At 70.8% G+C, this 14971-nt stretch carries 12 protein-coding genes; 2 read left to right on the top strand and 10 right to left on the bottom strand.

Going from position 1 to position 14971, the window contains the following annotated elements:
• Positions 1 to 105: 105 nt before the first annotated feature.
• Positions 106 to 777 (top strand): FadR/GntR family transcriptional regulator, encoded by a 672-nt coding sequence (locus ACIQCZ_RS26185; protein ID WP_351086597.1) that lies wholly within the window; start codon positions 106 to 108, stop codon positions 775 to 777.
• A gap of 110 nt (positions 778 to 887) precedes the next feature.
• On the opposite strand, the gene ACIQCZ_RS26180 is transcribed toward ACIQCZ_RS26185, so the two are convergent.
• From ACIQCZ_RS26180 to ACIQCZ_RS26160, 5 genes are all read right to left on the bottom strand, one after another.
• On the bottom strand, positions 888 to 1940 hold the full coding sequence (locus ACIQCZ_RS26180; protein ID WP_402285300.1) for an ABC transporter permease: 1053 nt from the start codon (positions 1938 to 1940) through the stop codon (positions 888 to 890).
• A complete protein-coding gene (locus ACIQCZ_RS26175; protein ID WP_402285298.1) occupies positions 1937 to 3460 on the bottom strand; it encodes a sugar ABC transporter ATP-binding protein in 1524 nt (507 codons plus the stop codon). Before ACIQCZ_RS26175 ends, ACIQCZ_RS26180 begins: the two co-directional genes overlap by 4 nt.
• Before the next feature lie 2 nt (positions 3461 to 3462).
• A complete protein-coding gene (locus ACIQCZ_RS26170) occupies positions 3463 to 4503 on the bottom strand; it encodes a sugar ABC transporter substrate-binding protein (RefSeq protein ID WP_391740316.1) in 1041 nt (346 codons plus the stop codon).
• A 144-nt stretch (positions 4504 to 4647) separates the two neighbouring features.
• On the bottom strand, positions 4648 to 5427 hold the full coding sequence (locus ACIQCZ_RS26165; protein ID WP_402285296.1) for an SDR family NAD(P)-dependent oxidoreductase: 780 nt from the start codon (positions 5425 to 5427) through the stop codon (positions 4648 to 4650).
• Positions 5424 to 6758 (bottom strand): L-fuconate dehydratase, encoded by a 1335-nt coding sequence (locus ACIQCZ_RS26160; RefSeq protein ID WP_376282219.1) that lies wholly within the window; start codon positions 6756 to 6758, stop codon positions 5424 to 5426. Before ACIQCZ_RS26160 ends, ACIQCZ_RS26165 begins: the two co-directional genes overlap by 4 nt.
• Positions 6759 to 7013: 255 nt before the next feature.
• Here ACIQCZ_RS26160 and ACIQCZ_RS26155 point away from each other — a divergent pair, with 255 nt between their 5' ends.
• The gene (locus ACIQCZ_RS26155; RefSeq protein ID WP_402285294.1) at positions 7014 to 8093 is read left to right on the top strand and encodes a PAC2 family protein; all 1080 of its coding nucleotides are present in this window, start codon (positions 7014 to 7016) and stop codon (positions 8091 to 8093) included.
• 59 nt (positions 8094 to 8152) lie between these two features.
• Here ACIQCZ_RS26155 and ACIQCZ_RS26150 read toward each other — a convergent pair whose 3' ends face one another.
• The 5 genes from ACIQCZ_RS26150 to ACIQCZ_RS26130 form a co-directional block, all read right to left on the bottom strand.
• Positions 8153 to 11200 carry an NPCBM/NEW2 domain-containing protein gene (locus ACIQCZ_RS26150; protein ID WP_402285292.1) on the bottom strand — a complete coding sequence of 1016 codons (3048 nt, stop codon included), beginning with the start codon at positions 11198 to 11200 and terminating at the stop codon, positions 8153 to 8155.
• Between the two features lie 125 nt (positions 11201 to 11325).
• Complete coding sequence (gene mshC, locus ACIQCZ_RS26145) at positions 11326 to 12555, bottom strand: cysteine--1-D-myo-inosityl 2-amino-2-deoxy-alpha-D-glucopyranoside ligase (RefSeq protein ID WP_402285290.1); 1230 nt, start codon at positions 12553 to 12555, stop codon at positions 11326 to 11328.
• A gap of 155 nt (positions 12556 to 12710) precedes the next feature.
• Positions 12711 to 13574 carry an SCO1664 family protein gene (locus tag ACIQCZ_RS26140; protein ID WP_402285289.1) on the bottom strand — a complete coding sequence of 288 codons (864 nt, stop codon included), beginning with the start codon at positions 13572 to 13574 and terminating at the stop codon, positions 12711 to 12713.
• On the bottom strand, positions 13538 to 14128 hold the full coding sequence (locus tag ACIQCZ_RS26135) for a DUF3090 domain-containing protein (RefSeq protein WP_072484378.1): 591 nt from the start codon (positions 14126 to 14128) through the stop codon (positions 13538 to 13540). The genes ACIQCZ_RS26140 and ACIQCZ_RS26135 overlap by 37 nt, the downstream gene beginning before the upstream one ends.
• A 105-nt stretch (positions 14129 to 14233) precedes the next feature.
• Positions 14234 to 14956 carry a histidine phosphatase family protein gene (locus tag ACIQCZ_RS26130; RefSeq protein WP_402285288.1) on the bottom strand — a complete coding sequence of 241 codons (723 nt, stop codon included), beginning with the start codon at positions 14954 to 14956 and terminating at the stop codon, positions 14234 to 14236.
• Positions 14957 to 14971 lie beyond the last annotated feature (15 nt).

The following is a 14971-nucleotide window of genomic DNA, read 5'->3' as shown; positions in this document are numbered from 1 at the left end:
GGACGACCCGACCTGCGGCAGACCTGGCTCATGCGGCTCCCCCGACCCGCATAATGAGGAGAGACATCGGATGTCTGATTCCAGTCCGGATCCAGGAGGACCGTCATGGCTGTCACCGACGAGGCGATCGAGAAGATCAAGGGAATGATCGTCTCGGGTGCGCTACGACCCGGCGACCGGCTCCCCAAGGAGAGCGAACTCGCGGCGGAGCTGGGACTCTCCCGCAACTCCCTGAGGGAGGCGGTGCGCGCCCTGTCGCTGATCCGCATTCTCGATGTGCGGCAGGGCGACGGCACCTATGTGACCAGCCTCGATCCGCAGCTGCTGCTGGAAGCGCTGAGCTTCGTGGTGGACTTCCACCGCGACGACACGGTGCTCGAATTCCTCGCCGTCCGCCGGATCCTGGAACCGGCCGCGACGGCGATGGCGGCCACCCGGATCAGCGAGGCCCAACTGGACGTGCTCAGCTCCCAGTTGGACGCCCTCGGCGCGCAGCCATCGGTGGAGGAGCTGGTCGCCAGCGATCTGGAGTTCCACCGCGGCATCGTGCAGTCGTCCGGGAATTCGGTGCTCTGCTCGCTGCTCGACGGACTCTCGGGGCCGACGACGCGGGCGCGGATCTGGCGCGGTCTGACGCAGGAGGACGCGGTGACCCGCACGCTCCACGAGCACCGGGCGATCGTCTCGGCGCTGCGCGACCGGGACGCGGAGGCGGCACGGGCCTGGGCGACGGTGCATGTGGCGAGCGTGGAGCAGTGGCTGCGGTCGACGCTTTAGCGCGGTCACGGGGAAGGGGCGGGCGGGGAAATCCCCGCCCGCCCCTTCCCCGTTGCCGGACTCCGCCCCGGACCGCGCGGCTCGCACGCCGGCGGCGGGACCCGACCCGTTCAGTCCTGCTTCTCTCCGCTCGCGAAGCGGGAGATGACCAGGGCGACGATGATGATCGCGCCGTTGAGGAACTGGTTCCAGAGCGCCGGGACACCGCCGAGGGTCATCACATTGACCACCAGCTGGAGCGTCAGTACACCGGTCAGCGCGCCGAACAGGGTGCCGCGTCCGCCCTTGAGGCTGATGCCGCCGATCACCGCCGCGGCGAACACCTGGAAGATCCAGCCGTTGCCCTGGGTCGCGGCGACCGATCCGTAGTGGCCGGTGTAGAGGATGCCCGCGAAGGCCGCCAGCAGACCGCCGATGGCGAGCACGGTCCAGGTGACCCGGTCCACTCGGATGCCCGCCGCGCGCGCGGCCTCCGGATTGCCGCCGATGGCGTACAGCGAGCGGCCGTGCCGCAGCCAGGCCAGCGCTGCGCCGCCGACGGCGAACAGGGCCAGGCAGATCCAGACGGCGGCCGGTGCGCCGAGCCACTCGCTCTTGCCGAGGTAGCGGAAGGACTCCGGGACGTCGGTGATGGACTTGCCCTCGGTGATGCCGATGTGGAGGCCGCGCAGCATGGTGAGCATGCCGAGCGTGGCGATGAAGCCGTTGACCCGCAGCTTCAGCATCAGGAAGCCGTTGACCGCCCCGATGGCGAGGCCCACCAGCAGACAGAGCGGGATCGCCGACCAGGTGGGCAGCAGGCCCAGGCCCGCGAAGCGGCCGCCCTCGGCGGGCAGGACGAGCCACATCGCGACGACCGGTGCGATGCCGATCGTCGACTCCAGCGACAGGTCCATCCGTCCGCAGATCAGGATCAGTGCCTGGCCCAGGACCAGCAGACTGAGCTCCGAGGACTGCTGGACGACGCTGATCAGGTTCTCGGAGGTCAGGAACACCGGCGAGACGATGAACCCGATCACCATCAGCACCAGGATCACCGGTACCAGGGAGAAGTCGCTCCACCGGATCAGCTTCAGCCGGTCCAGCGGGCTCTCGCCCGTAAGGGAGCCCTTCAGCCCTCCGTCGATGCCGTCGGCCGCCGGGGGCCGTACCGTGCCGGTCATTCCCTTTCCCCCACACCTTCCATGGCGGCGACGAGTTCCCCGTCGGTCCACCCGCTTGCGAACGTGGCGACCACGCGCCCGTGGAACAGGGCGAGCACCCGGTCGCAGACCCGCAGATCGTCCAGTTCGTCCGAGATGATCACTGCGGCGTCGCCCTCGTCGGCCACCCGCCGTACGACCCCGAGCAGCGAGTCCTTGGACTTGATGTCCACACCCGCGGTGGGACGGACCGCCACCAGCACGCTGGGCCTGCGGGCCAGCGCGCGGGCGACCACCACCTTCTGCTGGTTGCCGCCGGAGAGCCCGGCGACGGGCTGCTCGGGCCCCTGTGTCTTGATGTCCAGCGAGGCGATCATCGACCGTGCGAACTCCCTCGTGCGGGAGGGAAGTACGGTCCCCCAGGGGCCGAGCTGGTCGGTGACCGTGAGGGTGGCGTTCTCGGCGACGCTGCGGTCCAGTACGAGGCCCTGGTCGTGCCGGTCCTCGGGGATGTAGCCGATCCCGGCGTCCAGCGCGTGCGGCACGCTGCCCGAGCGCACGGCCCTGCCGTGCACCCGGACCGTGCCGCCGCCCGCCTTGCGCATGCCCGCCAGGACCTCGCCCAGGGCCGTGTTGCCGCTGGCCGCGGAGCCGGCCAGGCCGAGCACCTCACCGGGACGGACCTCCAGGTCGAGTGGCTCGAACTGGCCTTCCAGGGTGAGCCCTTCGGTACGCAGGACGGGCGCGGCCGACTCGTCCCGTACCGACGCGCCGTCGGCGCCCGCGTGCCAGGCGGTGGCGCCGGCGGACTGCTCGCCGGTCATCGCCGCCACCAGTTCCGCCTTGGCGATGTCGGCGACCGGGGCGGTCAGTACATGGCGGGCGTCGCGGTAGACGGTGACCGCCGTGCACAGTTCGTACACCTCCTGCAGATGGTGGGAGATGAAGAGGAACGCCACTCCCTGGCTCTGCAGCTCCCTGAGCTTGTCGAAGAGCCGCCCGATGCCGCGGGCGTCGAGCTGGGCGGTCGGCTCGTCCAGGATGATCAGCCGGGCGCCGAACGACAGCGCCCGCGCGATCTCGACGAACTGCCGCTGCTCGACGGCGAGATCGCGCGCCCTGGTGCCGGGGTCGACCCGGACGCCGTAGTCGGCCAGGAGCCGCTCCGCGCGCCTGCGGAGCCTCCCCCAGCTGATCCAGCGGGAGTTTTCGTCGAACCGGTTGAGGAAGAGGTTCTCGGCGACGGTCAGATCGGGGACGACCATGGACTTCTGGTAGACGCAGGCGACCTTCGACTGCCAGGCCGCGGTGTCCCCGAAGGCGGGCGCGGGCTCCCCGCCGAACGTGACCGTGCCCGCGTCCGCCTTGTGGAGCCCGGTCAGGACGCCGACCAGCGTCGACTTGCCCGCGCCGTTGCGGCCGACGAGGGCGTGGGACTCACCGGGCCGCACGGTGAGCCGGACCCCGTCGAGCGCCACGGTGGGCCCGAAGCGTTTGACAACGCCTTCCGCCTGTACGGCGGGTGGTGGTGCCTGGTCCATGGCTAGCTCTTCTTCTCCAGCTGGTTGGCCCACAGCTTCGGGTCGTCGACGTTGTCCTTGGTCACCAGCGGCGCCGGAAGCTGATCCTCCAGACCGTTCGGGATCTTGATGATGTTCGAGTCGTGGTCGGTCGGGCCCACCTTGAAGGTCTTCCCGTCCAGCGCCGCCTTGGCGTAGTACAGCGCGTACTTCGCGTACAGGTCGGCGGGCTGGGAGATCGTGGCGTCGATCTTCCCGGCCTTGATGGCGTCGAACTCCTCCGGGATGCCGTCGTTGGAGATGATCGTGATGTGGCCCGGCGTACCGGCCGGCTTCAGCAGCTTCTTCTGCTCCAGGAGCGCGAGGGTGGGCTGCAGGAAGACCCCGCCGGCCTGCATGTAGATGCCGTTGATGTCGGGGTTGGCGGCCAGGGTGGCCTGGAGCTTGGCGGAGGCGACGTCGCCCTTCCAGTCGGTGGCCAGCTCGAAGACCTTGATGCCGGGGAAGTCCTTGTCCATGCAGGCCTTGAACGCCTCGGACCGGTCCCGGCCGTTGATCGACGACAGGTCGCCCTGGAACTCGACGACCTTGCCCTTGCCCTTCAGCTGCTCGCCGAGGTACTTGCAGGCGTTGGCCCCGTACGCCTTGTTGTCGGCCCGCACCACCATGTAGATGTCGCCCTTGTCGGGGCGGGTGTCGACGCTGACGACCGGGATCTTCTTCTCGTTCAGCGTGTTGAGCGACTCGGCTATCGCACCGGTGTCCTGGGGCGCCATCACGACGGCCTTGGCGCCCTGGTCGGTGAAGGTCTGGACGTTGGCGACCAGCTTGCCGATGTCGTTCTGGGAGTTGGTCAGCGGCAGCGCCTTGACCTCGCCCGCCTCGACCCCCTTCTCCACGTAGTTCTGGTACGAGTTCCAGAAGTCGCTGTCGCTGCGCGGCAGGTCGATCCCGACCTTTCCGCCGCCCGCGCCGTCGGCGGTGGATTCGCGGTTGCAGCCCGCGAGGGCAGTGACGGCCAGCAGTACGGCGCAGGCTGCCGCACTCGTCGTGCGCACTCTCATTGGTGTCCCGTCCTTCGTGGAGTACCGGCTCGGAGCTCTGTGGGCAAAGCGGCGGTGCGTGGTGCCGGGGGCGCGGCCCGGTGACGCGGCTCGGGCCCGTCCGGCGGATCAGGGCCGGACAGGCCCGGGGCCGCGCGCCCCTGATCAGCTCTGGGCGGGGCGCAGGCGCAGCCCCTGCATGCCGCCGTCGACGGCCAGTGCCGTGCCGGTGACCGAGGCGGCGGCGGGACTGGCGAGATAGACGATCGCGGCGGCCACCTCGTCGGCGGAGACCAGCCGTCCCAGCGGCTGGCGGGCGTCGAGCGCCGCGCGCTCGGCGGCCGGATCGTCGGCCTGGCCCAGCAGCCGCCCGATCCACGGGGTGTCCGCCGTGCCCGGGTTGACGCAGTTGACCCGGACGCCCTCGCGGACGTGGTCGGCGGCCATCGCGAGGGTCAGCGAGAGGACCGCGCCCTTGCTCGCGCTGTACAGGGCACGCTGCGGCAGCCCGGCGGTCGCGGCGATCGAGCAGGTCTGGGTGATGGAGACGGCGCCGGGGCGGTCGGCCGCCGCCCTGCGCAGATGGGGCAGGGCGTGCCGGGCGGTGCGGACCATGCCGAGGACGTTGATGTCCAGGACCCGGGTCCACTCCTCGTCGGCGTTGTCCTCGACCGTGCCGATGGAACCGATGCCCGCGTTGGACACGAGCGTGTGCAGGCCGCCGAGTTCGGCGGCGGCCCGGTCGACCGCCTCGCGCACGGCGTCGTCGTCGGTGACGTCCGCCGTGACGGCCAGCACGCCCTCGGGGGCGCCCGCGGTCTCCCGGTCGAGTACGGCCACCCGCGCGCCACGCGCCAGCAGCATGGTCGCGACGGCGGCGCCGATGCCGGAGGCACCGCCCGTCACCAGGGCGTTCATTCCCTCGAAGTCGCTTGTGCCGGTCATCGGGCAGCCTCCTCGGTGGTGCGGCGGGCCTGCCATACGGGGCCCTCCGGATAGCGGTGTGCGGCGATCGACTCGGGGAGCATCCGGGCGGAGAAGCCCGGGGAACTCGGGGCGGCGTAGCGGCCCGACTCGATCACGGTGGGGTCGGCGAAATGTTCGTGGAGATGGTCGACGTACTCGATCACACGGTTCTCCCAACTTCCTGAGACCGCCACATAGTCGAACATCGAGAGGTGCTGGACCAGCTCGCACAGCCCGACACCGCCCGCGTGCGGGCAGACCGGCACGCCGTACTTCGCGGCGAGCAGCAGGATCGCCAGATTCTCGTTGACGCCGGCGACACGTGCCGCGTCGATCTGGACGAAGTCGACGGCCCCGGCCTGCAGCAGCTGCTTGAACACGACCCGGTTGGCGACGTGTTCGCCGGTGGCGACCTTGACCGGCTGCCCGGCACGGACGGCGGCGTGGCCGAGGACGTCGTCGGGGCTGGTCGGCTCCTCGATCCAGTGCGGCTCGTACGGCGCGAGCGCGGTCATCCACTCCACCGCGTCGGCCACGTCCCAGCGCTGGTTGGCGTCGACCGCGATCCGGACGTCGGGCCCGACGGCCTCGCGGGCCAGGGCGAGCCTGCGGACGTCGTCGCCGAGGTCGCCGCCGACCTTCAGCTTGATCTGGGTGAAGCCGTCGGCGACGGCCTCCTTCGCCAGCCTGACCAGCTTCTCGTCGGTGTATCCCAGCCAGCCGGGGGAGGTGGTGTACGCCGGGTAGCCCTCGGCGCGCAGCCGCTCGGCCCGCTCGGCGCGGCCCGGTTCGGCGGCGCGCAGGATCGCGAGGGCCTCATCGGGGGTGAGCGCGTCGGTGAGGTAGCGGAAGTCGACGAGGGAGACGAGCTCCTCGGGCGTCATCTCGGCCAGGAACTGCCAGACGGGCCGGCCCGCCTGCTTCGCCGCGAGGTCCCAGGCCGCGTTGACGACCGCGCCGGCCGCCATGTGCATCACGCCCTTCTCGGGGCCGAGCCAGCGCAGTTGGGAGTCGTGGGTGAGCTCGCGGTGCAGTGCCGCAAGATCGGCCGCGGTGCGCGGCGCCGGACGTCCGACCACATACGGCCGCAGCGCCTCGATGGCGGCGGCCATCACCTCGTTGCCCCGCCCGATGGTGAAGCAGAAGCCATGTCCCTCGAAGACCGCGCCGTCGTGCAGGGGTTCGGTACGCAGTACGACGTAGGCGGCCGAATAGTCGGGATCGGGGTTCATGGCGTCCGAGCCGTCCAGTTGTTCCGAGGTCGGAAAACGGATGTCGTGGACCTCGAAATCCGTGACGGTCTGACTCATGTGCGCCCCCAGGGGAATAACATCGGACCTCTGTTCTGGTCATCCGATGTATAGCGTCATGCAGGCCCCAACGTCCAGGGCCGGTACGAAATTGACCGAACACAGCTCGGATGTATCCAGAGGCCATGCCCTGATTCGACCGGTGATGCACCCTCGTGGAGCAGGTTCACCCGGCTGTGCGCAGGGGCTGCGGCGGGAGTGGCCGGAAGCCGTAAGGTTGGTTCGTAAGCAAGGGAACTTCGGAAGGAGGCCTGGGTGATCGAGCTCGAGGGGGTTCCCGAGCTGATCGACCCGGTCATGGTGGCCGCGTTCGAGGGATGGAACGACGCGGGTGACGCCGCATCCACGGCGGTCGCGCACCTGGACCGGGAGTGGAAGGGCGAGGTCTTCGCGGCACTGGACGCCGAGGACTACTACGACTTCCAGGTCAACCGGCCGACGGTCTGGCTGGACGGCGGGGTACGCAAGATCACCTGGCCGACCACCCGCCTCTCCGTGGTCCGTATCGGCGGGGAGACGCCCCGCGATCTCGTCCTGGTCCGCGGTATCGAGCCGTCCATGCGCTGGCGCTCGTTCTGCAACGAGCTCCTGGGCTTCGCCCATGAACTGGGCGTGGAGATGGTGGTGATCCTGGGCGCGCTGCTGGGCGACACCCCGCACACCCGACCGGTACCGGTCAGCGGGGTGACCTCCGACCCGGATCTGGCCCGGACCATGGACCTGGAGGAGACCCGGTACGAGGGCCCGACGGGCATCGTCGGCATCCTCCAGGAGGCCTGTACGCACGCGGGCGTGCCCGCGGTGAGCCTGTGGGCGGCGGTGCCGCACTATGTGTCGCAGCCGCCCAACCCGAAGGCGACGCTCGCGCTGCTGAACCGCCTGGAGGACCTCGTCGGTCTGCGTATCCCGCTGGGCGAACTGCCGGAGGACGCCCGCGCCTGGCAGCTCGGTGTCGACCAACTGGCCGCCGAGGACAGCGAAGTGGCGGAATACGTGCAGACGCTGGAGGAGGCCCGGGACACCGCGGAGCTTCCCGAGGCGAGCGGCGAGGCCATCGCCCGGGAGTTCGAGCGCTATCTGCGCCGCAGGGACGTCGGACCGGGACAGCCGCCCGGCGGTCACGCGACGGAGAGCGGGGACGCCTCGTATCTGCGCGACACCTCCAGCGGTCGCACCCGTCCGCCGAAGCCGGTCCGGCCCGATGCCGACGGCGCCCCCGGTCCCGGGACGCCGCCCACGAGCGGGCCCGGCCGACGGCGGGCGGCCGACAAGGAGCACGAAGACGGCGACGGCGAGGGCCCGCAGGATTCGTCGGAGGACCCTTCGGAGGACTGACGGAACCGGCGGAGCGCCGGGCGGACACACGCCCGGCGCTCCTGTGCGGTGCGGGTCGTTCAGGAACAGGTGAACCGCGCCGCGGCCCAGTCCCCGTGGTCACCGGTCTTGGACCCATTGGTGTCCGTGACCTTCAGGTGCACATGGCGCGCACCGTCGAGCTTCACCTCGACCGGTACGGTCGCCGACGCCCCCGTCACCTTCGGCGAGGTCCACAGGACCTTGCCGTCCGCCTCGACGGAGAACGCAACTTCGCCGTAGCCATTGATCTCGTCGTCGATCCCGACATCCGCGGTGAAGACGGTGCAGCGCCCACCGAGGTAGACCTCGATGTCGGAGTCGGCATGGGTGCCGATGCCCTTCTCGTACGTCTTGCCCGCGAGGGTCAGCCGGTGCCCGTCGGCCGCGCCCGACTCGCCGTTGCTGCGGTCCCGCTCGGCGGGGCCGTAGCCGTTGACGGACTTCAGCCACACCATGTCGCTCGCCCACACCTCACCGGTGGGCGGCGGTGGCATCACTCCGGCCGCGAACCGCTGGACGGCGGTGCGGGATTCACCGGCCGCCCGGTACCGGGCGAGCGCGGTGAGCCGCGCCTCCCCCGCCGCGGCGTCCTTCGCCGGGGTGACCGACACCTCGACCCGCCGGGTGGTGCCCGCCGGGATCCGGTCCACGGTCGCGGGCCGCGCGACCTGCCAGCCCTCGGGGACGTCCAGGGTGACCGCCGCGTCCGTCACATCGGCGTCGCCCGCGGTGACATCGACGGCGACGGTGCCCTCGGCCCCGGCACCGATCTCCTGCCCGGCCGGCGCGGAGACGACGGCCGTGGTCGCCGCGTTCCGCCCGCCGACCGCGCTCGTCCCGCGCAGCTTCACGGAGAACTTCTTGTCGGTGGGGAGCGGCAGGGTCTTGATCTTCACGACACCGCCGCGGTCGTCCTGGTCGTACCACCAGCCCTGCTTCGCCGCCTTGTACGCGGCCGCCGAAGCCAGCCGGGGCAGCTTGCCGTCGAGCTGGACCGCGCTCGGCGCGGAGCCGGTGTGCACGCTGAACTCGTACGGACGGGTGCGCTGCTTGCCGGTGAACTGCCCCTCGCTCGCGCCGATCCGCACGGTGACGTCGCCCGCGCCCCGGAGCGGCGCCTTCACCTCGGCGGTCTGCGTGGCGTACTTGCCGTCGCGGTGCTGCCGGGTCACGCCGTCGTCCTCGTACAGCGTGAAGGACGACGTGCCCTGCGGGTAGATGTCCCAGGCGAGCGGCGAGTCGGCGGTGCGGTCCTGGTACGAGCGGATGCCCGGCCACATCGGCACACTGGCACCGCCCTTGACGAACAGCGGCAGGGTGTCGAGCGGAGCGCTGTAGTGGTCGAGGGTGGTCGGCCCCTCGTAGGTGCGGCCGCTCCAGTAGTCGGTCCAGGTGCCCTTCGGCAGGTAGATGCCGTTGCGCTCGGTGCTGTCCTGGTAGACCGGCGCCACGAGGAAGTCCTCGCCGGACATGAACTCGTACTTCGCCGCGTCCGTCGCCGCCTTCGGGTCGTCCGGGTATTCGAGGGCCAGGGGCCGGACCATGCCGACGCCGGTCTTCGTCGCCTCGTGCGCGTAGGAGTACTGGTAGGGCAGCAGCGACTCCTTGAGCTTGAGGTAGTCGCGGTTGATGGAGGTGTACGGCTCCCCGTACCGGAAGGGCTGCTTGTCGCTGGCCGCCCAGCCGTCCATGGTCATCGTGGTGCCGAGGAACATCTTCCACTGGAGATCACGGGTGTACGTCTTGGCGCTGCCGCCGAAGATGCCGTCGACGTCGCCGGTGGTGTAGGCGAGACCGGACATCGTGGCGCCCGCGTAGGTCGGGATCTGCCAGCGGATGTAGTCCCAGGTGCCGTACTGGTCGCCGGACCACTGGACACCGCAGCGCTGCGCGCCCGACCAGCTCTCCGGGGCGTAGGTGAAGCCGCGGGCGTCGCTGTTGTCCTCGATGCCCCGGTAGGCGTCCTTGCAGCCGTCGAGCGCGAACTTGTAGCCCGAGCCGACCCAGGCGACGTCCAGTTTGGCGACCCGCTGGCCCGCCTTGACCTGGTCGGCGATCTTGTCGATGCCGTCCTCGGTCCACAGGCCGAGCTGCATGCCGCGGTCCTGGAGGCCCTTGGCGGTCTCGGCGAGGTTCTCGTGGCCGCAGCCGTAGCCGTCGTTGACGAGCATCCAGCCGTTCGGCATGTCGTGCTCGACGTAGCCGTCGGCGACCTTCAGGGAGTCCAGGGTGCGGCGCTCACCGCGGTTGGCGTTGTGGAGGTAGCAGTCCGCGTCGCCGATCTCCATGCCGTACACGGGCGGCAGGAAGGGCTTGCCGGTGAGCTTCGTGTACTGGCCGATGACGTCCTTGGCGCCGTCGCCCGCGAAGTAGTAGGCGTCGAAACGCTTCTCCTTCGCCGTGGTGGTCACCGGGTCGGTGAAGGCGTAGGTGTTCGGCGCGTAGGTGTTGCGGAAGACGCCGTACCCCGCCGAGGAGAGGTAGAACGGCACCGAGTTGGGGTGGCCGCCGTCGTCCCAGTTGTAGTCGACTCCGACCTCGACGGTCTTGTCGCGGTGCGAGGTGTTGCCGCGTCCGTTCTGCATCCCGGCACCGTAGAACTGCTCGTCGGCGCCGCGGGCCAGGGTCTGGGTGGTCTGCTTCCCGTTCCAGCTCAGCCCCTTGGCCTCGGACCAGACCCGGGTGCCGTCCGCGCGGTACAGCGCGAAGCGCAGGGGTGACTTGTAGGCGCGCAGGGTGACGCTGCCGGTGGAGAGTTCGTAGCGGTCGCCCCGCTCCTTCCACCGGGTGCGCGGCGGGGTGCCCTGCGGCAGGACGATGTCGTCGCCGGTGGGGTCGGAGAACGCACCGTCCGGGGCGAGTTCGATCCGGAAGGTCTCGTCGGAGACGAAGCTGACCCGGGCCTCGGCGGTGCCGGCCGTCAGGCGGTAGACGGGACCGTCGGCAAAGAATCCGGTGAGGTCGCCGACCGTGGTGGTGTCCGGTTCGGCGGCGCCGGCCTCGGCGGCGCCGGGCCCCGCGAAGACGGCGAGCAGCCCCAGCAAGGCTGCAACTGCCGCCGTTCTGATGCTCGTTGATGATTGCATAGAGCGCTTTTAGCGCAACATCGAGCACTTGACCATGGACAAAACGGAACCGGCCCTGAACTTCGTCAAGAAGTCCAGGGCCGGCTCGGCGGATGAAGGTCAGCGGAACGTCACCGCGCGCGGCACTACAGTGCGACGCCCAGCAACGCGTCGACGGTGCGCGAGACGAGGCCGGGTGCGCCCTCGTCCGTACCGCCCTGGGCGATCTGACGCTCGGCCCAGCGGTCCACGGCGGCCAGGGCGGCCGGTGCGTCCAGGTCGTCGGCGAGGGCCTCGCGGACCTCCTCGACGAGGGCTTCGGCGGGCAGTCCGTCGGGCCGGGAGACGGCGGAACGCCACCGCCCGAGCCGCTCGACGGCATCGGCGAGCACCTGGTCGGTCCACTCCCAGTCGGACCGGTAGTGGTGCGACAGCAGGGCGAGGCGGATCGCCGCCGGGTCCACGCCGGAGCGGCGCAGCTTCGAGACGAAGACCAGGTTGCCCCTGGACTTGGACATCTTCTCGCCGTCCAGGGCGACCATTCCGGCGTGCACGTACGCCTGGGCGAACGGGTACTCGCCGGTCAGCACCTGGGCGTGGGAGGCGCCCATCTCGTGGTGCGGGAAGGCCAGGTCGGACCCGCCTCCCTGGACGTCGAAGCCCATGCCGAGGTGGTCCAGGGCGATGGCGACGCACTCGATGTGCCAGCCGGGCCGGCCGGGGCCGAGCGAGGCCCCGTCCCAGCTCGGCTCGCCCTCACGGGCGGCCATCCAGAGCATCGGGTCGAGCGGGTTCTTCTTGCCGGGGCGCTCCGGATCGCCACCGCGCTCGGCGGAGAGCAGCCGCATCGCCTCGGCGTCGAGGTTGGAGACCCCGCCGAAGTGCGGGTCGGTCTCGACGGAGAAGTACACGTCCCCGTCGAGTTCGTAGGCGGCGCCGGCGTCCCGGAGCCGTTCGACGAGCGGGACGATGCCCGGTATCGCCTCCACGGCACCGATGTAGTGCTTCGGCGGGAGCATGCGCAGGGCGGTCATGTCCTCGCGGAACAGGGCCGTCTCGCGCTCCGCGAGCTCGGTCCAGTCCTCACCGTCGCGCACGGCCCGCTCCAGCAGGGGGTCGTCCACGTCCGTCACGTTCTGGACGTAGTGAACCTGCCGCTTGGTGTCGAGCCACACGCGCTGAACGAGGTCGAACGCGTTGTAGGTCGCCGCATGACCCATGTGGGTCGCGTCGTACGGCGTGATGCCGCAGACGTAGATGCGGGCGACGGGACCGGGGTCAAGGGTGATCCGTCCGCCGGTCGCGGTGTCGTGGATCCGAAGGTCGCGGCCCTTGCCAGGCAGGGCGGGGACCTCAGAAGCGGGCCAGGCATGCATGCCACGAGCGTAACCGGATGCATGTTCCGGATACGAACCGGATACCGGAACCTGGCCGAAGAGGCGGTCTTGCGCTTCGTGGCTTCATCTGTTTCGGGTACGGCCGCTCCGCCCCGTACCGCCGCTCTGCCCGACCCTCGACCGGCCCGCTGTCCTCACACCGGCGGCCAGGGGATCGCCGGCCATTCACCGCTCGGCTCCGGATGTCTCCCCGACGCCCTCAACCCCTCCACCCGCCCCCGCAACGCCTCGATCTCGACGGCGGTGATCAGCTCGCCCAGCCGGGTGACGAGCGCGGTCCCCGGCGCCAGCTCCGCGCCCAGCCGCTCCACGACGGCGACGGCCTCGGCCGTCAACGGCTCCCCCGCCCACCCCCACAGCAGCGTGCGCAGCTTGTCGTCGGTGTTGAAGGTCACGCCGTGGTCGATGCCGTAGAGCCGGCCGTCGGGCGCGGGCAGCAGATGGCCGCCCTTGCGGTCACCGTTGTTGATGACGGCGTCGAGGACCGCCAGCCGCCGCAGCCGCGGATCGTCCGCGTGCACCAGCAGGGCCGTCCTCCCCTCCCCGGTCTCGGCGAGGGCGACGGCCTTCCAGCCCTCCCCCGGCTCCTCGTCCTCGACGAGCGCGAGGAGCGGGGGCTCCCCGGCCTCGTCCGGCCCCTCGTCCCGCGGAGCCGCTTCGATCCACAGCTGGCACATCCCCCGGCCGTACGGCCCGTCCCGCAGCACGGTGGGCGGTATGAGCCCCCAGCCGGTCGCCTCGGAGATCTCGTACGCGGCCACCTCGCGCTGGGCGAGCGTGCCGTCCGGGAAGTCCCACAGGGGCTGTTCGCCCGCCACGGGCTTGTAGACGCAGGTCACTTCCTCGCCCTCGTGGGCGACGGTGCAGTAGAGCACCGCGTTGGACGCCCCGCGGACCTGGCCGCGCACGGTGAGCCGCCCCTCGGCGAGCACCGTGAGCACGGTGGCCGGCTCGGTGTCGGTCAGGCTCCGCGACGGTACCCGTTCTGGCGCGGGCATACGTGTCCTTCCGGGTCGAGCGGCAGGCTGCACAGCGGGCACGGCGGACGCCCGGCGTTCACGACGTCCAGGGCGCGCTTGGCGAAGGCACGGGCCTGGGCACCGCTGAGGCGGACCCGGAGCATCGGCGGACCGTTCTCCTCGTCCTGCAGCAGCCGCTCCTCGGCCTCCGCGAGATCCTCGTCGGAGTCCACGTCCAGCTCGACCAGCGCCTGCGCCTCCACGATCATGCGCTGTTCCTCGCCGTCCCAGGCGAGCGCCATCGTGCCGACCCGGAACTCCTCCTCGACCGGCACGTCGAGAGGGGCGGTGTCGGTGACATCCATGGGTGCCACGGCAGGCACCGGAGAGTTTCCGCCGGTCCGCCGCACCACCTCGTCGAGCAGTTCGTCGATGCGCTCGGCGAGCGCGGCGACCTGAGTCTTCTCCAGGGCCACGCTGGTGACGCGTCCGCCTGAGGAGGCCTGCAGGAAGAACGTACGACGTCCAGGCAACCCGACCGTACCGGCCACGAAGCGGTCCGGGGGGTCGTAGAGGAACACCTGACGGGACACGTCCTGTCTCCCTTGAAAATTGACGGCAGATGAGGGGCGGCCGGGGTCCGGGGAATTCCCCCGGGGAAGGCGCCTACGGCGCGTCCACCCTACTGCGCGAAGCGATCACGGCGCCCCAGCGCCGCCCCCGACCGCCGCGTCCGCATCGCTCTCCGCCGCCGGACGCCGTCCCGGCTCCGTCCCGGCGGTGCTCTCACGCGGCGCCAGCGGGGCGAGATCCCCCGTGTCGCCGAGCCGCAGCAGGAAGGGCCGCAGCCTGGTGTAGCGGATCGCGGTGACCGAGCAGGGGTCGGCGTGGATCCGCTGGAAGAGGTCGAGATGCATGCCGAGCGCGTCGGCGACGAGGGCCTTGATGATGTCGCCGTGCGAGCACATCACATAGACGGCGTCGTCACCGTACTCGGACTCGATCCGCGCGTTCCAGTCCCGCACGGCGTCCACGGCACGCGTCTGCATGGCGCGCATGGACTCGCCGCCGGGGAACACCGCGGCCGACGGGTGCTGCTGCACGACGCTCATCAGCGGTTCGTCGGTCAGCTCCGCCAGCTTGCGTCCCGACCATGTGCCGTAGTCGCACTCGCTGATCCGCTCCTCGGTGTGCAGCACCAGCTCCGGCCGGGCGTCCAGGAGCGGCTTCAGGGTCTCTTGGCAGCGCTGCAGGGGGCTGCTGACGGCGGCGGCGAGGGGCAGCTCGGCCAGCCGCCCGGGGAGCGCCGCGGCCTGTGCGGCTCCGCGCTCGTCGAGCGCGACACCCGGTGTGCGGCCCGCGAGCACCCCGGCCGTGTTGGCGGTGGAGCGTCCATGACGTACGAGGATCAGGGTGGGCATACGGGCCAGCGTAGG

It is taken from the genome of Streptomyces sp. NPDC093149, from assembly GCF_044754145.1.
Lineage (GTDB): Bacteria > Actinomycetota > Actinomycetes > Streptomycetales > Streptomycetaceae > Streptomyces.
The sequence above is the reverse complement of the archived record's forward strand: the minus strand, read 5'-3'. Positions and strand labels throughout refer to the sequence as shown.

Excerpts from the sequence above, each read along its gene's own strand:
- ACIQCZ_RS26185 (WP_351086597.1), top strand. The coding sequence starts at position 106 with ATGGCTGTCACCGACGAGGCGATCGAGAAGATCAAGGGAATGATCGTC.
- ACIQCZ_RS26180 (WP_402285300.1), bottom strand. The coding sequence starts at position 1,940 with ATGACCGGCACGGTACGGCCCCCGGCGGCCGACGGCATCGACGGAGGG.
- ACIQCZ_RS26175 (WP_402285298.1), bottom strand. The coding sequence starts at position 3,460 with ATGGACCAGGCACCACCACCCGCCGTACAGGCGGAAGGCGTTGTCAAA.
- ACIQCZ_RS26170 (WP_391740316.1), bottom strand. The coding sequence starts at position 4,503 with ATGAGAGTGCGCACGACGAGTGCGGCAGCCTGCGCCGTACTGCTGGCC.
- ACIQCZ_RS26165 (WP_402285296.1), bottom strand. The coding sequence starts at position 5,427 with ATGACCGGCACAAGCGACTTCGAGGGAATGAACGCCCTGGTGACGGGC.
- ACIQCZ_RS26160 (WP_376282219.1), bottom strand. The coding sequence starts at position 6,758 with ATGAGTCAGACCGTCACGGATTTCGAGGTCCACGACATCCGTTTTCCG.
- ACIQCZ_RS26150 (WP_402285292.1), bottom strand. The coding sequence starts at position 11,200 with ATGCAATCATCAACGAGCATCAGAACGGCGGCAGTTGCAGCCTTGCTG.
- mshC (WP_402285290.1), bottom strand. The coding sequence starts at position 12,555 with ATGCATGCCTGGCCCGCTTCTGAGGTCCCCGCCCTGCCTGGCAAGGGC.
- ACIQCZ_RS26140 (WP_402285289.1), bottom strand. The coding sequence starts at position 13,574 with ATGCCCGCGCCAGAACGGGTACCGTCGCGGAGCCTGACCGACACCGAG.
- ACIQCZ_RS26130 (WP_402285288.1), bottom strand. The coding sequence starts at position 14,956 with ATGCCCACCCTGATCCTCGTACGTCATGGACGCTCCACCGCCAACACG.